The organism is Parabacteroides faecis, from assembly GCF_014647375.1.
Taxonomy (GTDB): Bacteria; Bacteroidota; Bacteroidia; order Bacteroidales; family Tannerellaceae; genus Parabacteroides; species Parabacteroides faecis.
On sequence record NZ_BMPB01000003.1, the window covers coordinates 25,545 to 43,382 of the forward strand.

At 47.8% G+C, this 17,838-nt stretch carries 10 protein-coding genes; all 10 read right to left on the minus strand.

The genetic code is table 11. From position 1 onward, the window contains the following. Nucleotides 1–59 precede the first annotated feature (59 nt). On the minus strand, nt 60–1,628 hold the full coding sequence (locus tag IEY67_RS04580; RefSeq protein WP_183669521.1) for a RagB/SusD family nutrient uptake outer membrane protein: 1,569 nt from the start codon (nt 1,626–1,628) through the stop codon (nt 60–62). 29 nt (nt 1,629–1,657) lie between these two features. Then, nucleotides 1,658–5,035, minus strand: a complete 3,378-nt coding sequence (locus IEY67_RS04585) for a TonB-dependent receptor (RefSeq protein ID WP_122352457.1) — start codon at nt 5,033–5,035, stop codon at nt 1,658–1,660. A 160-nt stretch (nt 5,036–5,195) separates the two neighbouring features. Further along, nucleotides 5,196–6,170 carry a FecR family protein gene (locus IEY67_RS04590; protein ID WP_122352613.1) on the minus strand — a complete coding sequence of 325 codons (975 nt, stop codon included), beginning with the start codon at nt 6,168–6,170 and terminating at the stop codon, nt 5,196–5,198. Between the two features lie 69 nt (nt 6,171–6,239). Continuing rightward, a complete protein-coding gene (locus IEY67_RS04595; protein ID WP_122352456.1) occupies nt 6,240–6,803 on the minus strand; it encodes an RNA polymerase sigma-70 factor in 564 nt (187 codons plus the stop codon). A gap of 223 nt (nt 6,804–7,026) precedes the next feature. Then, nucleotides 7,027–9,924 (minus strand): glycoside hydrolase family 38 N-terminal domain-containing protein, encoded by a 2,898-nt coding sequence (locus tag IEY67_RS04600; protein WP_183669519.1) that lies wholly within the window; start codon nt 9,922–9,924, stop codon nt 7,027–7,029. A 6-nt stretch (nt 9,925–9,930) separates the two neighbouring features. Further along, nucleotides 9,931–11,076 (minus strand): MFS transporter, encoded by a 1,146-nt coding sequence (locus IEY67_RS04605; protein WP_122352455.1) that lies wholly within the window; start codon nt 11,074–11,076, stop codon nt 9,931–9,933. Between the two features lie 12 nt (nt 11,077–11,088). Beyond that, nucleotides 11,089–13,452 (minus strand): GH92 family glycosyl hydrolase, encoded by a 2,364-nt coding sequence (locus IEY67_RS04610; protein ID WP_183669517.1) that lies wholly within the window; start codon nt 13,450–13,452, stop codon nt 11,089–11,091. Nucleotides 13,453–13,577: 125 nt separating this feature from the next. Beyond that, nucleotides 13,578–14,672: an ROK family protein gene (locus tag IEY67_RS04615; RefSeq protein WP_183669515.1), complete on the minus strand. Its 1,095-nt coding sequence runs from the start codon at nt 14,670–14,672 to the stop codon at nt 13,578–13,580. Nucleotides 14,673–14,703: 31 nt separating this feature from the next. Beyond that, nucleotides 14,704–16,455, minus strand: coding sequence for a class I mannose-6-phosphate isomerase (locus tag IEY67_RS04620; protein WP_183669513.1), 1,752 nt, complete (start codon nt 16,453–16,455; stop codon nt 14,704–14,706). Nucleotides 16,456–16,458: 3 nt separating this feature from the next. Beyond that, complete coding sequence (locus IEY67_RS04625; RefSeq protein ID WP_183669511.1) at nt 16,459–17,757, minus strand: alpha-L-rhamnosidase-related protein; 1,299 nt, start codon at nt 17,755–17,757, stop codon at nt 16,459–16,461. Nucleotides 17,758–17,838 lie beyond the last annotated feature (81 nt).

The window sequence follows — 17,838 nt, forward strand, 5'->3', positions numbered from 1 at the left end:
ATTGACATGTAAAATGATCGACTAAATTAAAAACACTTTTTATCCATTGCTAGTATCTTTTACTGGGCAGAATAACCGGGGTTCTGGGTCAGACTCGGATTACGTTGCATCTCATTTACAGAGATCGGCCACAACAGGTCGGTTTCCTTAAATGTCGCACCGGAAGCATTCTGTGCCCCCACCAGGTTGACATAATCGATCCGGCCGGCCTCAGTTTTGGAGATCACAGGGAATTTACCTGTACGCACACAATCATCCCATATCTTATATTCCAGCGGGAACTCACGTAAACGCTCGGTCCAACAGGCTTCGATAAAGGCTTGTTTCGACAATTTCTGTAATTCGGAAGCGATCTGATCAGCCGTTTTACCTTCCATATCGGCACGTGCCTGCACTTGTGCCAGGTAACCGGCTGCTTCGGCCGTTACTCCCTGGCTTTGAGCGATAGCTTCGGCTCCGTCCAGCAATGCTTCGGCATACCGGTAGACATTCCAGTCTTTCGTTCCTTTACCGGTACTAAGCAAAGCGTCTTCGTCGTAATAATACCAGCAGCCCGCATTCTTGGAAGACCATGTCGCCCCTGTATTCGGATTGGTGTATTCCCAATGGAAGAACTGGTTCGGCTGGATACGCAAGTCGTTCTTTTCGTATACATTCAGGAATTCGTCTGTCGGACCATAGACACGTTCGAAGATCGAATAAGTTCCGAATACGGAAACGGCACTCGAATTAAAGGCATAAGTCGGGAACCAGTCACTGGTATTTACCGCATTATCATACTCCTGGGCATAGATCACTTCATCCAGATCGTCGGTCGAACGAAGTTTGTTGAAGGCACTGTTCATCTTCAGGTCGTCATTCGTAGCCAGGCTGTGCGGGGAATCGATTACGATCTTCGCATACGGGACTGCTTCTGCATACTTACCTTGCTGCATATACACAGAGGTCAACATCATAGCTGCCGCATATTTAGTGATCCTGTGGGAATTATCCGCAAACTTAGCCGCCGGCAGTGCATCGGCCGCCTCTTTCAGGTCGGTCTCGATCTGGGCATAAATAGTTTCCACACCCGTACGATCCAGTTCCATGTTTTCGGCAGTAACATACGGTTCCGTATAGAACGGTACGGCACCAAAGGTCTTTACCAGATAAAAATAATTGAAGGCACGGAAGAACTTCGCCTCTCCGATAAGTTTTTTGGACAGGGCTTCCTCCATCTTGATATCCGGAATACTTTTGATGGCGGCATTAGAGACATTGATGGCCTTATAACAGGCATCCCATATCCCGTCCATCGTACCGGATATTTGCATGGTATATTGCTGGCGGTTCAACTCACGGGAATATTTACACACGATCTCCTGTCCTTCGTAACTGTTCAGGAAATAGCCGGTCAGTAATCCGGTAATAGAGGCGAAACTTCCTACATACGCACTCGGAGCGGAGGCTATCTGACGAATGGCCCCTGTGCGGTACAGATAATTGACATTTGCCAGAGCCTGTGCTTCCGTTGTATAATACCCCACAGTAGTCAGCTGGCTTTTGGGGTTCTCATCCAAAAAATCACTGCATGCCGTAAAGCTGAACAGTCCGGCACATAAAATCGCGGTCGTTAGTATCTTTTTCATATTTTAATCGTCTTAATAAGTTAAATGAATCAGAAAGTCACATTAACACCAAAAGTGAATGTTCTTGCTCTCGGGTAAGAGAAAAACGTCATGTTCTGACCAAACTTACCGGCTCCTTTATCAGTCGAACTGGTTTCCGATGTCGATTCGGGATCGTAGCCCAGGAAATCTTTGGAAACGATCTGGAACAGGTTGTTACCGCTTGCATACAGACGTAAACCGGACAAACCGATCTTCTTAACGACATTGCTATCGAAAGTATATCCGATCTGCAACATATTACAACGCAGATAAGAACCGTTGGCAACCCATTGCGAATCGGTTGTAGTATCCTGACCGGCATGTTTTACACCGTTATGCTCGGCGCTCTGCAGATAGATCATCTGCTGCATGGTTCCCGGATTTGTTCCGTCGTAAGCATCATAAAGGATATTCTTCAGGCCATTGGTAATACCGAAACGGTCGTAAGTCGAGTGGAAGAAACGTTGCAGTGTCTCAACGCCCCAAACGAACTGCAGGTCGAGTGTAAGGTCGAAGTTCTTGTAAGAAAGATTATTGATCCAGCTACCGGTCCAATCAGGTAATCCTTTACCGATGATGGTCTTTTCGGAAGAACGTTTTGCACGGCCAACCTGGCTCTTTTCACAATTACCGGCTTCAAAATCTTCTATAGTATAAACGCCCTGACGTTCCAGGCCATAGAAGCTACCCATACTTTCGCCTACACGCAGGATACTTCCGCCACCTACCCAGTCATACAGGTACACATCGGCATCGGTATCACCCAAAGCGAGGATTTTATTTTTGTTATAGTTCAGGTTCACAACAGAGTTCCAGGTGAAATCTTTACTACGCACCGGAGTGGCATTCACCATCAGGTCCATACCCTGGTTCCTTACAGAACCGATATTCTTAAAGATAGTACTGAAACCGGTAGAGTGAGGAACCGGACAATCGAGCAACAGATCGGTCGTTTTCTTATTGTAGTAAGCAATATCGAGGTTCAGGCGATTCTGGAAGAAACCGATATCGAAACCGATATCAAACTGTCCTGTCTTTTCCCATTTCAAATCCGGGTTCGACATGGTTTTGATATAAGACCAGGGAGCACGTTTACCGTCGATCAGGTGCGTTCCGGCATCTGTCTTACCCAAAGAGTTGTACGGGCCGATTTCCGAGTTACCTGTCAGACCGTAGCTGGTATGCAGCTTCAGGTTGCTTATCACCTCGCTGTCCGCCAGGAAATCTTCCTGCGAAATATTCCATGCCAGACCTGCTGACGGGAAAAAGGCATACTTATTATTATCTCCGAACTTGGAAGAACCGTCGACACGTCCTGTTACCGTTGCCGAATAACGATCTTTATAAGTATAAGCCAAACGCAGGAAATAGGAGTTCATAGCCCAACGTTCCCAACTCGATTCCGGACTGCTCGGATTGGTTCCGACAGCCATGTTGTTGTCTTCATAAAAGTCGTCGGCAAACCCTTCCGTACGAGACTTGTTCCAACGTTGCGTACGTTCTTGCCAGGATAATCCCGCCATTGCATTTATGCGGTGCTGACCGAAAACTTTGCTATAAGTCAGATAAGTTTCTTCCTGCCAGTACAGAGAATTCCAGTTCTGGTATTCAGCCCAACCGTTAGGCATGGAGATGTTATTCAGGGAAATAGAAGAATAGCCTCTGTATGTCGCATTATGGCTGTCGATACCGAACTGGGTCTTCAGGTCCAGACCGTCCATCAAATGGAATGTCAGGGCGGCATTACCGAATATCTGCGTATTATAACGCATACGTTTTTGCAAGTCCAGGATCATTGCCGGATTGGACATACCCTCCAAACCGAAATAATTACTTTCCGTCAGAGAAGTGGTGCTGGTCGTATAATCGCCGTTGGCATCGTATACCGGCAACCAGGGAACCATCTCGATCATTGTACGCCGGGCATCCTGTCCGCCGCCATCTTCCGGAGTATAACGTCCCCAAGTATGATTAACCAACAGGTTCACGGCTGTAGAAAGCCACGGGGTCGGGTTGGCATCGTAGGCGATCTTAGCATTCAGACGTTTATTATACGTATTGTTTACAATACCTTGCTGGTCGGTATAATTCAGGAAAGCACCCATAGAAGAGTTCTTACCTGCCTGCTGGATATTTATCTGATGGTTGTGTGAAACGGCTGTACGGGTAGCTTCATCCTGCCAGTCCGTATCGTACAACGGGTTACCGTTCTCATCGAAGTAATTACGGTCGTGGAACCAGTAGGAACGATCCAGAGACCAGTTCTTTCCCATGTAAGTGTTTTCATTTTCCAATCCTTTCATAAAGGTATCACACCATTCCTGAGAATTCAACAGGTCCATTTTACGTGCAATATGGCTAACGCTGATCGATCCCTGATAGCTCACGGCTGTTCCTTCGCCATCCTTCTTTCCGCGCTTGGTTGTTACCATAATGACACCATTCGCACCACGGGCACCGTAGATCGCTGCGGCAGAAGCATCTTTCAGTACTTCCATCGATTCGATATCATTCGGATTAACCAATCCGAAATCCTCCATCACGACACCGTCCACTACATATAACGGTTCGGAAGATGAATTGATAGTCGCCATACCACGGATAATAACACGGTTGGAATAGGCTCCCGGCTGGCTGGAGTTTGAAAAGATATTGACACCGGATACTTTACCTCGCAGGTTATCCAACGCACTGAAGTTCTGATTCTTCGTCAGTTCTTCCCCCTTCGCAACTCCGATAGATCCTGTTACATCCGATTTACGCATCGTACCGTAACCTACAACGACCACTTCGTCCAGTGCCTGCGTGTCTTCCGCCAATACCGCACTAACTGTGGATTGGCCGTTCACCGGGACTTCACGGGTGAGGTAACCGATATAAGAAATTACCAATACTGCTTTATCCGGTATCTCCAGCGAGAACTTTCCGTCGACATCGGTAATCGTTCCATTGGTCGTTCCTTTTACTACCACATTGGCACCGATGATAGGCTCTCCTGACGAATCAGTCACCGAACCGGTTACTTTTTTACCATGCTGTTTGATGGAGGGCAGGCTGTTTTTCGTCAATACGATATAATCATTCTCAAAAGCGAACTTCACTTCCGAGCCTGCAAAAGCATCATTCAGGTATTGGGCGACAGTTCTGTTGCCGGCTTTTACAGGAATGGTTTTATTCACATCTACTTCATTCTTACTATAGACAAACAGATAGTCGGTTTGTTGTTCGACCTGGTCTATAAAATTCGCAATAGTCATAGTCTTTCCACTGATATTCACCTTCACGTTTTGCGAGCTTGTTTTCGATGCAAAGGAAGAGAATACACAAAGGGAAAGCAGAATGGCTGAAATTCTCATAACATTTAGAATTTTCGGTTCTTTTTTCATAACTTTGTATTGTTTACTTGTTAATACTTAATTATTTTTGATTACGTGTTAGCAGACGGCCGAATGGATGCGGGAACGTCTTTCGGCCGTTTTTTCTTCTTTATACTTCCATAGGCAATAAATAATTTAAAGGTTAAACATATTTGATGATCTCTCTATTTTATCTGATTATTATGCTATTATTTTCTTCGTCTTTCATATACGTAAAATAATAGACTTTCCGCAATGTACGGAGTGCACTTTCCACCCCGTCGCGCTGCCGGAATTTCCCACTGAATTTATATTTCATAAGCTTGCTGTTACTGACCGTTATCCCGATATCATAATACAGTTCGAGTTTCTTTATTATTTCTTCAAACGGGACGTCATCAAATGCATAAATTCCCTCTTTCCACAGCAGGAAATCGGTATTTCCCATAGGACGTTTTACTAATTTATTGTCTTTTAATTCGGCACATTCGTTAGGATTCATAAACAGAGCTTTAGCCTCGTCTTCCCGTTCATATATTTTGACCGAACCTTCCAGTAATGCCGTATTAAACTCATTCCTGCCTTTATAGGCAAATACATTGAATTTTGTACCCAACACTTTTATATCCAGCTTTTCAGTCGATACGACAAATGGCTTTTGTTCGTCATGTTCGACCTCGAAAAAGGCCTCACCGTCCAATTCCACTTTACGCTCTCCGCTGGTAAAACGATTCGGATACCGGAGCGTAGAACGGGCGTTCAACCAGACAGTCGTCCCGTCATGTAACTTTACCATCGCCCGCTGGCCGGAAGGTATGGAGAACTCTTCATAAGCAATATGCTCTTCCGGAGACTGTCGGTTGTCCAACACTATCCAGGTGGAAAGGATAGTCAGGCAGATGGCTGCGGCATAGCCTGCCACATGTCTCATAAAAGGTACCGGATTATGTTTCTTCCTGCAATGAGCCTGTTTGAAACCTGCCAGTTTATCGACGGCATCCAATTCATCATTTTCTTTCGGTAACCAAGAGGATAATGCATACAGATTCTGCACGGAAGAGAAGTCTTTTCTGACTTTCGCATCCGTCCGAATCATTGAGAATAACAGCTTTCTCTCTTCTGCGGTTATTTCTCCTTCAAAATATTTAGTTATTAAGTAGTGCATTTTCCAGCTTGTATACAGGGAGAGCGTTTCAAACTCCATTTACTCCCAAAGCCAGTATGCAAATAAATATTATTTAACATCCAATAGGAAGAGTAATAAAGGCAGGTAGTCCTTTAGTTCTATGCGTAGTTTCCGTAAGGCTATGGTCATCTGGTTCTCTACGGTACTCATCGATAAATCAAGTTCGTCGGCAATCTCACGGTTCTTTTTCCCTTCGATACGGCTTTTAAGAAAAACCTGGCGACAGCGTTCGGGAAGTTTATCGATAGCAGTCATCAGTATTTGTTCTATCTCTTCATCCGAAGTAAAAGAATAATTCAGTGATTCCAAAGATGCCAGTTTTGCACTAAGCTCCTCTTTATATTCGTCTGCTATGACTTTGCGCCTGAGATAATCGAGGGATTTATTTTTGACTAATGCGAAAAGATAAGAAACCAAACTTATCTGTATATCCAGCACCTCTCTCTTCTCCCATAACAGGAGGAAAACATCCTGTACTATATTCTCCGCATCTTCATCAAACAATACATATTCCTTTGCAAAACGAAACATACGGGAATAATACATCACATAGATTTTGTCAAAATTATTCCGTACATCTTTCAGCAAAATATCTGTATTTTCCACTTGCATTTTTATCTCAGGAATTACTTGTTTTTATAAAAACTCATAGACATGAATGTTATTGCCACGACAAAGATATAAAAGATACTTTCATCGCAATAAAGTTCAGGTAAGAAATATTTCCTTATCAAACGACAGAGAAGGAGAGGTAAAAAGAAATGCCGCTTATGAAAAGCCTTCCCTTCCGAAGAATCTTTCCATAAGCGGCATGCTCTATTTTTTTCATCCGAGACTACCAGGATAACTTTATAAACTTATTCTCCCACGGAGCAAAGTCTGTCGTTCCGTTTCCGGTTACAGGGTCTCCCACAACATCGCAAACCGTCACTTTCGTGAAGTTGACCTTATCGGAAGTAACGGCGAAGGTAGCCGGTTTCCCATCCACCTCGCGCAACTGGAGCATGACGGCCTTTTCTCCTTCAACAGGCTTCATGTTTACCAGCAACAGGTTGGCAGGGGTAATCGTAAAGACAGAGGCCGGCGAGATGACCTTGGAACCTTTGGCACCAGCCGGCAATACGCGGGTCAGGAACGGGATACGGTTCTCCCAGGCAAAACGGGTGGCATAGCCAAGAGAGTTGTCCTTATCGGAGTTGATGAAATAGCTCCATTGCAACTCGCCCATCTGGTCGGCATTGAAATTGGTTACCCAATAATTGTTCATCGGCCAGGAATACATATTGGTGGACTGCGGAACGGCGCCGGCTTTATAACGTCCTGTATTGATCGCACCGAACTGCATCAAAGGGATTTCCGGACTACCCATAACAACCTGCGACTCGCTGTTGCGTGCCGTGGCAAAGTTCTGGACCGTGTACCAGTCGTTCGATGATCCGGGTATCTGGTCTACACCAGCCTGAATATTTCCGCCGGGAACATCCAGGAAAATCTTACCCTGGTTGACTTCAAACGGGAAAGAGATGTAAACAGCCTCCGGATCGGTAACGGCTTTCTTACGCAGGCGGTAAACGATTTCTATCTTCTTGGTCACGTTGAAGACACGGAACTCCACCATCAGGTTGTTCGGCTCGCGGCCAGCAACCGTCTCGCCACGGAAACGGTAGGTATCCCAGATGTCACCCTTCTCGTAACGTTCGAAACGGATCCGTTCCGGACGGCGGCGAAGGAATTGCGGGGCACGGTATTGTTCCATCGGATGACGACTGTCGATGATCTCATAGATGAACTCTCCCATCTCCCACTCTGCATTCGGCGTCGTCAGTTCCTTGTTCAGTTCCTTGTCGAAGAGTTTGCTGATAGTGCCCTTACGCGGATTGAAGTCGATGGAATACCAGGAATTTTCCACATGCGCATTCTCCAGCTTCTCTGCTGATTGTATAGCTGCACGGGGAGCATCTTTTACCTTAATATAATATTGCGCATATCCCAGAGCCGGTACGTCTTTTACATAAAGAGACCAGTACGTTCCGTCCGAACGGCTTTCTGCCGGTTGGGCAGGAATGACATTGCCCGAAGCATCCACTATCTCGAATGCCTTTTCGCTCGGCAGGATCTGGTGGTCGATATAAACTTTGGCAATGCCGCTATACGTCCAGTTCAAGGTATTGAAGACGGCAACAGACGGATATTCAGCTTTTGGCACGAAAGACTGCAGCAATCCCATCGTCACCTCTCCCAGCAAGCCGGAATGGCGGTAAGCCTCCCAGGCATACGACTGTTTCAGGGAACGTTGTTCCCAGGTCTCCTTGCAATAGGCATCACGTACACTTTCACTGTAACCGAACGTATGTTCGTCATAAAACAACAACGCTTTGTTGATATCGTATATCTGGTCGTCTATCTGTGCGGGGAGTTTGGCTCCGAGCATACCGGCAAAAGATAATCCTGCCTGATTGGCGATAATATCCGAATGGGTGATACGAGATATGGCCGCTTCACGTGCTCCGGATCCAAAACCGTCGGTCCACCAGTCGGGCCATGCGCCACGGATGGTCTGTATCTTATCGGCATAGTTCGATTCCACCTCTTTGATAAACTCGCTGGCTACGGCCGTACGGAGTTTAGGCCATTCGTATTTCTCGTTCCATTTCATCAGCATCTCGCAACTCTTGGTCGAAGGAGGCGAATTATCCGTGAAATAACCGGAGTGCTGGGCGGCAACGATATCGTACGGATAGTTTTTCGCTTCCATCTCTCCCAGATAATTCAGAACGCGTTCCTCAAACTGTTCAAAGTTATCGGTATGGATACCGAAGAAGTTACCCTGGTTATAATGCTCGGCACGATAGGTCAGCACCTTCTTTCCCGAAGGAGACTGCCACCAGAAGACGGTCGGGATATCGAAACAGATCAGGGCACGGTGGCCGTGTGTTCCCATATTGACATACTTCACACCGGCGTCGGCAAAGAACTCGCTGAAGCACCAGCCGATACCGTTCACATCGTTCTGCATAGCGACTTCCGCCTTCAAACCGGCATCGCGGAATTGTTTCAGGGGATACAAAGAGGCAGCCAATGTCTGTTCGTCCGGCAGTTCGTCGAAGTTCAGATACATGGCGGCCAGCTCGATACGTCCTTCCGCTACCCGTTTCTTCAGCCGGGCGATCTGTTCGGCGGGACGGCATTTCAGGTATTCACTGACAGCCCAAGCGATCTCGCAAGTCCAGCGGAACTTGGCGAAGTCGGGGTAATTGTCGGTTGCATCGCAATAGTCGAGCGCATAGTCGATGTAACGGAGGTGTTCCGCCAGAATCTCGGTCTGCGAACGGGTATAACCGATATCCGTATGGGTATGCTGTACCATATTCATCTGCCAATGGCGGATAGGTTTCACTTCTACCTGAGCAGACTCTTTTTCTTTCCCAATCATTACCGTCAGAGGTAGTTGCACGACGGACTGTACAGCCGGTATCTCAAAAAAGAACTGGTTAGCGCCATCATTCAACTTCTCCTTTCGCGACTGGTCTCCCAACATAAGCGTAGCAGTAACAGGCGCACCGCTATGCTTCACGGTTACCCGTACTTTCTGCACCGGGCCTTTCGCTGTTTTATATAAGGCTGGGAACAGGTGGGTTTCGATCGCCGGAGGCGCTGTCGAAGCACTCCATACGGAGGACGACATAGCGAACAATGCCAATCCTGCCAGAAATAAGGTCTTTAGTGTTTTCATAAGCATCTATTTTTTATCGATTCCAAAAGATATAAGACAAATATAAAGGATACAGAGCAGGAGAATGGATAATCCGGCAACCTGCCCGAAACCGTCGGCAACAATCCCCATCAGCGGAGTGATCAGCGCACCGCCGGATACTCCCATGATCATCAGGGCCGATATTTCGTTCGCACGCTCCGGTTTATGCTGAAGGGCAAACGAGAAGATGATCGAGAAGACATTCGCACAAGCCAGTCCCACGATCACGATCATCACGAACATGCTCCATGTGTCGGGAACCGCCAACAGCAGGACAAACGCCACGATGGCGACAAACATGCTGTATTTCAGGAAACGGCTTGCCGAAAGTTTCGCCAACAGGAAAGCACCGGCAAACGAACCGATTGTACGGGCGGCAAAATACAAGCTGGTTCCTAATCCGGCTTCGGAAAGAGCCATGCCGGTACGCTCCATCAGGAGTTTGGGAATGGTCGTGTTCAAGCCGACATCTATGCCGACTATAAAGAGAATTCCCAGGAACAAGGAGGTTATATATTTATCGCTGAAAAGAGATAACGTCGTTCCAAAAGTAGCCTTCGCTTCTTCCAGTTTTTCCTTTCCCGGAATGGTCGAGATCAACCAGACGGTAGAGACAAGTGTCGTTGCTGCATAGACGGCGAAAATCAGTTTCCAGTCACCCCAGAAAGAGGCGGCGGCTCCCGCTATGATCGGTCCCAGAAAAGAAGAGATGGCCTTGATGAACTGCCCCAGAGTCAGGACGCTGGTGATGCGATCCGGGTTGACGACGTTGGCGACCATCGGGTTCAACGATACCTGAAGGATCGTATTACCGATACCCAGCAAAGCAAAAGCCAGCAGGACTGAAGCAAAATCGTAGAGGAACAAAGGCAGCAACATGGCCAGAGTGGTAACGGCCAACGCTATCACAACAGTATTGCGCCGCCCGGCTTTCCCCATCAGGATACCTGTCGGGATCGAGAACAGGGCAAACCACAGGAACACCATCATCGGTATCAGGTTGGCTAGCGTATCGGAGAGGGCAAAGTCTACCTTTACATAATTGGTAGCGATGCCTACTACATCGACAAAGCCCATCACAAAGAATCCGAAGAGGATGGGGTAAATAGCTTTTGAATTTTGTTTATTCATGGTATATATTCTTTATTTGTAATCATCCACAGCCTGATTGCCCATATCCATCTCCAGACGACCTCCGGCAGTGATTGTTTCAAAAGGAATACGGGTGGCAGGATATGCCTCGCCATTCAAGCGGTATTGCTGCACATAGACGTTTTCCTTACTGTTGTTCTTTGCTTCGATAACAAACTCTTTTCCTTTATAATATCGATTGTTGAGTCGGATGGTTATCTTGTCAAATACCGGACTGCCCAAAGCAAAAGACGGCGATGAATCCGTCAGGCCTTTCACATCGAACATTCCCAGTGAAGCGATCACATACCAGGCACCTAACTGGCCCTGATCTTCATCCTGTCCGTAACCGTAGCCATGAATTCCGTCCGTACCATAGAACTCATCGAGGATGGCACGTACCCATTTTTGGGTCAGCGAAGGACGTCCGGCTTCATTGAACAGCCAGGAGATATGCAAGCAAGGCTGGTTACCCTGGTTATACAGGGTTTGCAGACCGGCAAAAGCACCGACTTCCGTACCACCGCTGAAAATCAGCTTTTGGGAAACAGTGAAGATACTATCCAGGCGTTGATTGAAAACATCCGCACCGACCTTGCTGACCAGTCCTGCCGGATCCTGAGGCACATAGAACGTGTATTGCCAGGCGTTTCCTTCCTGAAAACCGCGCCAGACCTGCATCGGGTTGAAATCACCGATGAACTGTCCATCTGCCTTTTTCGGGCGTACGAAATTGGTCGAAGGGTCATAGATACGTTCCCAGCCTTTGGACAACCACATCAGTTTATCGTAATCTTCCGTCTTACCGAGCTTCTTTGCCCATTGGGCAACGGCCCAGGCACTATAAGAATATTCCAAAGTATGGGAAGCGGAGAACATAAACGCTTCGTCCGGTCCGTCGCCTTTATCCTGGTGGGGGACATAACCGTATTTGAGAAACATGTCCGTATCGACCTTACCGGCACCGAGCGGACGGTCCGTACCATCGAGTTCATTTTTGAGGGATGCTTCATAAGCCAGGTCTACATCAAAGTCACGGATGCCGCATTGATAAGCGCCTGCCAGAATCGTACTCAGCAGGTTCGTGCCGACACCCGATACGTAACGGCTGTTGGCAATACCGTCCGCCAGCCATCCGGCATCTTTATAAACCAGCAAATGACTGCTGATGTAATCGGAAGCATATTCCGGATAAGCCAATATCCATACCTGCGAAAGATTCCACTGGGCACCCCAGGCTGCATCGGTGTTATACAGATTATGTACCGGCTTGCCGTCTTTCACGGGAATTTGTCCGACACTGCCGTCGTTGCGGGGATAAGCTCCGTTCACATCGCTCGCCAACCCACGCCCTAACAGCGCATGATACAGGCCGGTGTAGAATTTCACCTTGTCTTCCTTCACCGGAGTTTCTACCCGGATGCGTCCGAGGTAGTTTTCCCATTGCTGATGGGCGGCTTCTTTCGCCTGGTCGAAGGTGAATGTACGTGCTTCTGCCTCCAGGTTCAGGCGGGCATTCGCTACGGATGTGTACGAGAGGCCAACCTTAGCCGTAATGCTTTCGCCTTCGTTCGTTTTATAAGTGAGGTACAAACCTGATCCGATACCTGAAATATGTCGGGTGTCCGGCTGTATCTTCTCTCCGGCAAATGTACCGTAACCTTCCGGCTGTTTATCCAGTTGGGCGAAGAAATAGAGAGGAACTTCTGCTCCGGGTTGATATTTCTTTACGTATTCCGGCATAGTGATTACCCAGCCTTCCACTGTACCATCTTCGTTCAGGGTGACGGAGGCATCTTTCACAGCACCGCTCTCTCCTTGCCTGTTACCGATATCGAACAGGATACGGCTCTCGTCGGATGCCGGGAAGGTGTAACGCTGGAAAGCCACGCGGGGCGTAGCGGTCAGTTCTGCACGGATATTGTAATCTTGCAGGTTAACGGAATAATAGCCGGCCGTTGCAATCTCTTCCGAATGATCGAAACGGGAACGATAGCCGGTTCCGGTAGAATCATCCACGGCACCGGGGACAGTCTTCAACTCGCCTACCGTAGGCATCAGGACGATGCCGCCCACCTGAAATTCATGCAAGCAGGGGAAACCTTCGATCGAAGTATCCCGGTAATCATAGCCGGTAGCTTCCCAACCGGAGTTATTCCCCAGATGCCCATTGGTCGACGGGGCAGGCTTTGCCATCCCGAAAGGATAAGCTCCCGGCGTGAAATGGAACCAACGGCAATGGGCTGTCCCGATACGTGGCTCCACATATTGGGATAGTTCTTCTGCAACCCTCTCCTCCTTCACCGGCGAACAGGCAATAGCCAATCCACCAGCCAAAAGACAGAGAGCCGCACTTAAGAAATTGTTTTTATTCATGGCGTAACTTGTTTATTATTTTAGTTGACAGTTGACAAGTGACAAGTGACAGCTATTTCGGCTTTCAGCCGATTTATTTATCGAGCGCGAAGCTAAACTGTCAATTGTCATCTGTCAACTGTCAACTAATTTGTCAATTGATTTAGTGCATAAACATAAGCTCCCAAAGCTACCGAACGACTGGCACCCTGCTTACTGATCATAACTCCGATACGTTTACAAGGGTCATAATCCACTTCACGACCTGAACCGGGAACATGTATCTTGACCGCTTCTCCTTTTGCAAACTGGCTGAATTGAGTCTCGTCATCCAGATTATAGGCTTTACTTTGCAAACGACTGAAACGACTGCCGTCCATCATGCCGGTCTGGCTGTTCATCTCCTGCAAAAGTGCGGGAAGGATATATTTAGCCGCACCCGTCAGACCACCGCCGATCACGATCAAGCCGTCGATCAACGTGATTGCCTGTGCAATGGCATCCCCCGCCATCTCTCCCAGTTCGGCAAAAGCACGAAGGGCTGCTTGCCGGTTACCCGGACGGGTGCCTTCTGCCATATCGAATATATCTTTCGGAGTATAAGTGGCTGTGTCTCCGGAAAGCTCCCGGTACACTCGTTGTACGGCACGGATGCTCACGCTTTCTTCTACAATATACTGCTGATATTTCTTATTGCGGAAACACCAGACGTCACCTCCGGCAGCATTATCGCCCATCAGCAGATTTCCATCGATAACGACTCCTGCACCGAAACCTGTACCCAATGTGACACCCAACAGGTTTTTATAACGTTTGATGCTGCCTGCCTTTTCCAAACGGTTATTTATCTCCGGCAAAGCACCGGTCAGTGCTTCCCCGTAAGCAAAAAGGTCACCGTCATTATTTATGAAGACAGGGATATTGAACTGGTCTTCCAGATACGGGCCTAATGCCACACCTCCCCGGAAAGAGGGAAAATTCGGCAGGTTACCGATGATACCTGCCGGATAGTCTGCCGGACCGGGAAAAGCGAAGCTGATAGCGACCGGCGACTCCGGCAGTTGCTCGCGGATACGGGTGAAACCCGTTGCCAGTTGTCCCAAACACTGATCCAGGTCGCAGGCACAGGAGGGTAAAGTGATCGGGATCACGATCTCATCGCCCCCGCGGATAGCCGAGAAGACCAGGTTGGTTCCTCCGGCGTCGAGAGTCATTACTATGCGGTTATCGTTACTATACATTATATATATGTGTTTTAATTGATATTCGATTTTATCCTTTCACCCGAACATATGCTTTTATCGTTCCGCAGGGTTTCCCTTCGGAAATACCATACGGACGAATCGTATAATCACCGACTATGGCAGGAACAATAAATGTTTCGGCATAATGGACAATGAATGGTTCGAACGCATTCGTCGGACTCTCCACGATCAGCTCATCACCTTCGATCACATTAAGAACGTTGACTCCCCCACCTGTATTGTGCGGCACCATTCCGGTAAACCAATGACGACGGGTTTCGATAAACTCATTTTCATGCAGACCGGTACGTTCTTCCACCCAACCTTCACCTTCGGCACGCGGTTCGAAATGATTGACCAACTGGTCGCGTACAAAATCAGTCTGCCGTTCCCACTGGATCACATGAGAGCCGTGTTTGATATTGATCGGGCGCGGCTTACCGTCCAGTCCCAGACGTCCCCAATCCCACAGTTTGAAGGTGAAAAGACTGGGTGTCGCACTGATCTCAAGCACCATCGCATTCGATCCCGAACAATGGATGGTCCCGTTCGGGATCAGGTAATGGTCATGTTTCTTTGCCGGCCATTTGTTCACATACTTCTCCGTGTTGAACGGTTCGCCCGAGACCTGCGCCTCATTCAAAGCGGCGATCATCTCTTCCGGATCGACACCGGTTTTCAGTCCGAGATAAACTGTTGCATCCTCACCGGCATCCAACAGATAGTAACTTTCGTCCTGCGTGTACCAGATACCGAACGTATCATGGATATATTGAGTTGTCGGATGAACCTGTAAACTCAGATTACCCCCTCCCATCGTATCGAGAAAGTCGAAACGTATCGGGAAGTCCTGTCCGAAACGCGATTCTACCGGACCACCCAACAGGTTACGTGTCTGATAGAACACCAGGTTATTGGAAGCCATCTCGAACAGTTCGCCTTCAACTTTCAGATACAAGCTATTCTCTTCCGGCACACAATCGAAACACCAGCCAAAATTCTCCTGCTCCTTATCCAGGTCGCATACTTCTTTCATCCACTGACCGCCCCAGGGTGCAGGGTCGAAGAAAGGAACCACGCGGAACGGTTTATGGGCAGTCTTTTCCAGACCGGCACGCATCGTCTCACCGGTAATCATCTTCGGCATACCGGCAATATGGGTATCCAGCCAGTAATCGACTTCAGGCAGTAATTCTTTCTTCAGGGCATCACAGACATTCCAGTCGATGAAATATCCCCGTTTATAATGGTAGGAAGGGGCTTCCTCACGGTTCTTCACACCTAACCCATCGATCTCACCCCGACGGAAACGCTGCTGTATCTCCCAACGTGCCATATCCACATAAACCAGCACATCGGCTTTGCGGACAATCTCTGCCGCGGCATGTCCGTAAATAAGAATCAACCCGGTAGACGCTGTTATCTTCTCCCGGCATTCTTTTACTTTGTCTGCATCCAGAAAGTCTGCATAATAAAAGGGTGCGCGACGTCCAAAAAGGCGATCGTCTGTCAGATAAGGATAAGTCATCTTCTCAATGTCTTTTACGCCTTTAAAACACTGATCCGAATGAATCATCAAAGAAGGTTGCAATGTTGCCAGATGTTCAGCCAGTTCTTCCGGATATACACCATGATAACACTCAATGACAACGACCTTTCGTGCCAACTTTTCCGGGACGTTGCATGCTTCCTTCAACTTATCCAGCACAGACTCCCAACCTTTCCAAAGAGCCCCGTCGACAGCTGTCGAGGGACTTTTATCATAATTACTCTTTCTCATTATTTATTTATTTTCTTCTGACCATTCATTAAACATCTCGATAGCTTTTGCCAGTACTCCTGCCGATCCTTTGAAATGACCGGAGCCACTGGGCACACCGCCCATACCGTACCATTCGTAGAAACCCTTGTTTTTGATTACCCGGTCGATCATCGGACGTACTTCTTCATAGGCTTCTTTTACCATCCCATTGGCAATAAGCTGCTGGATCATACGGCCTCCGAACCAGGTCCAGTCGCCGCCATTCTGATAGATATACGCTTTCGACATTCCTCCACGGAAAAAGTTTTCCGGATAAGTGGGATATAAGGTTAAACCGATACTCGGCATACCCGACAGACGGACATTTTCCAGCATCTGCGCATTGACCGTAGCGATCTCTTCCGGAGACAACAGGCCGGCTTCAATCGCAATGGCCGTTCCTCCGTGATAATGCACGTCCAGTTCATTAAAGCCTTCGGGTATCGGAGAATTTTCGGGATAGATATGCGGAATAAACTTCTGCCGCTGCGCATCCCACAGATGTTTACGGGTATTTGCAGCAATACGGGTGCGGAGTTCTTTCCAACGAGTCTGGTCTGCCTCGTCCGCAGTCATCTCCTGCATATAATCGAGGGCAATGATAAACATGGCGTTGTCATAGACATCGATAGCCGGGTCGGACAGTTCGTTCATATCGCAACCGAAGTCGTCGTTTGGCTGCACGTCTCCCCAGTCTGCCGTCATGGCACCGTAGAGAAGGCCATATTGCTCGTTATAACGTTCTTTCATCAGATAGTCGATCATTCCGACCATACGCTGGTAGACCGTGCGGCCTGCAACCGTTTCATTCAGGATAGAGGTGTCGCCGGTCTTACGGATATACTTTCCTACGATATGGATCAAAGAAGATTCCTGGTCGGTTTCGACCGTATTCTTAAAAGCGACATGGTCGGGAGCCGCATCCGAATAATACGGATGGTCATCGCCCCAGTTGAAATCTGTTTTCAGGACATAACCATCTATCATTTCGTCGTTCGGCTGTTGCAAAGCAAAGAACAGTAGGATTGCATTACGCAGGTCGGACGGGTTGCTCTCTTCACAGGCTACTTCGATAAAGGTATTCATATCGCGTGCCCATATCTGGGAATAACCGCTTCCCGCATTGAACCCGCTGCGGATCACAGAACGGGCCATACTGTCGACCACATGGAAACTCTGATCGGCAAGGATTTCTTTGGCTAACTGCTGTGTTGCCGTAGGGGCTGTACAAGATAAAAGTCCGCCACAAAGCAGGGCGAATAGTAAATGTCTTTTCTTCATTAATCTATTTGTATAAATATACTGCAAAGATAGAAAGCTTGCTTCTGAATAAAGCAAGCTTTTGTTTCGATATACTTATAC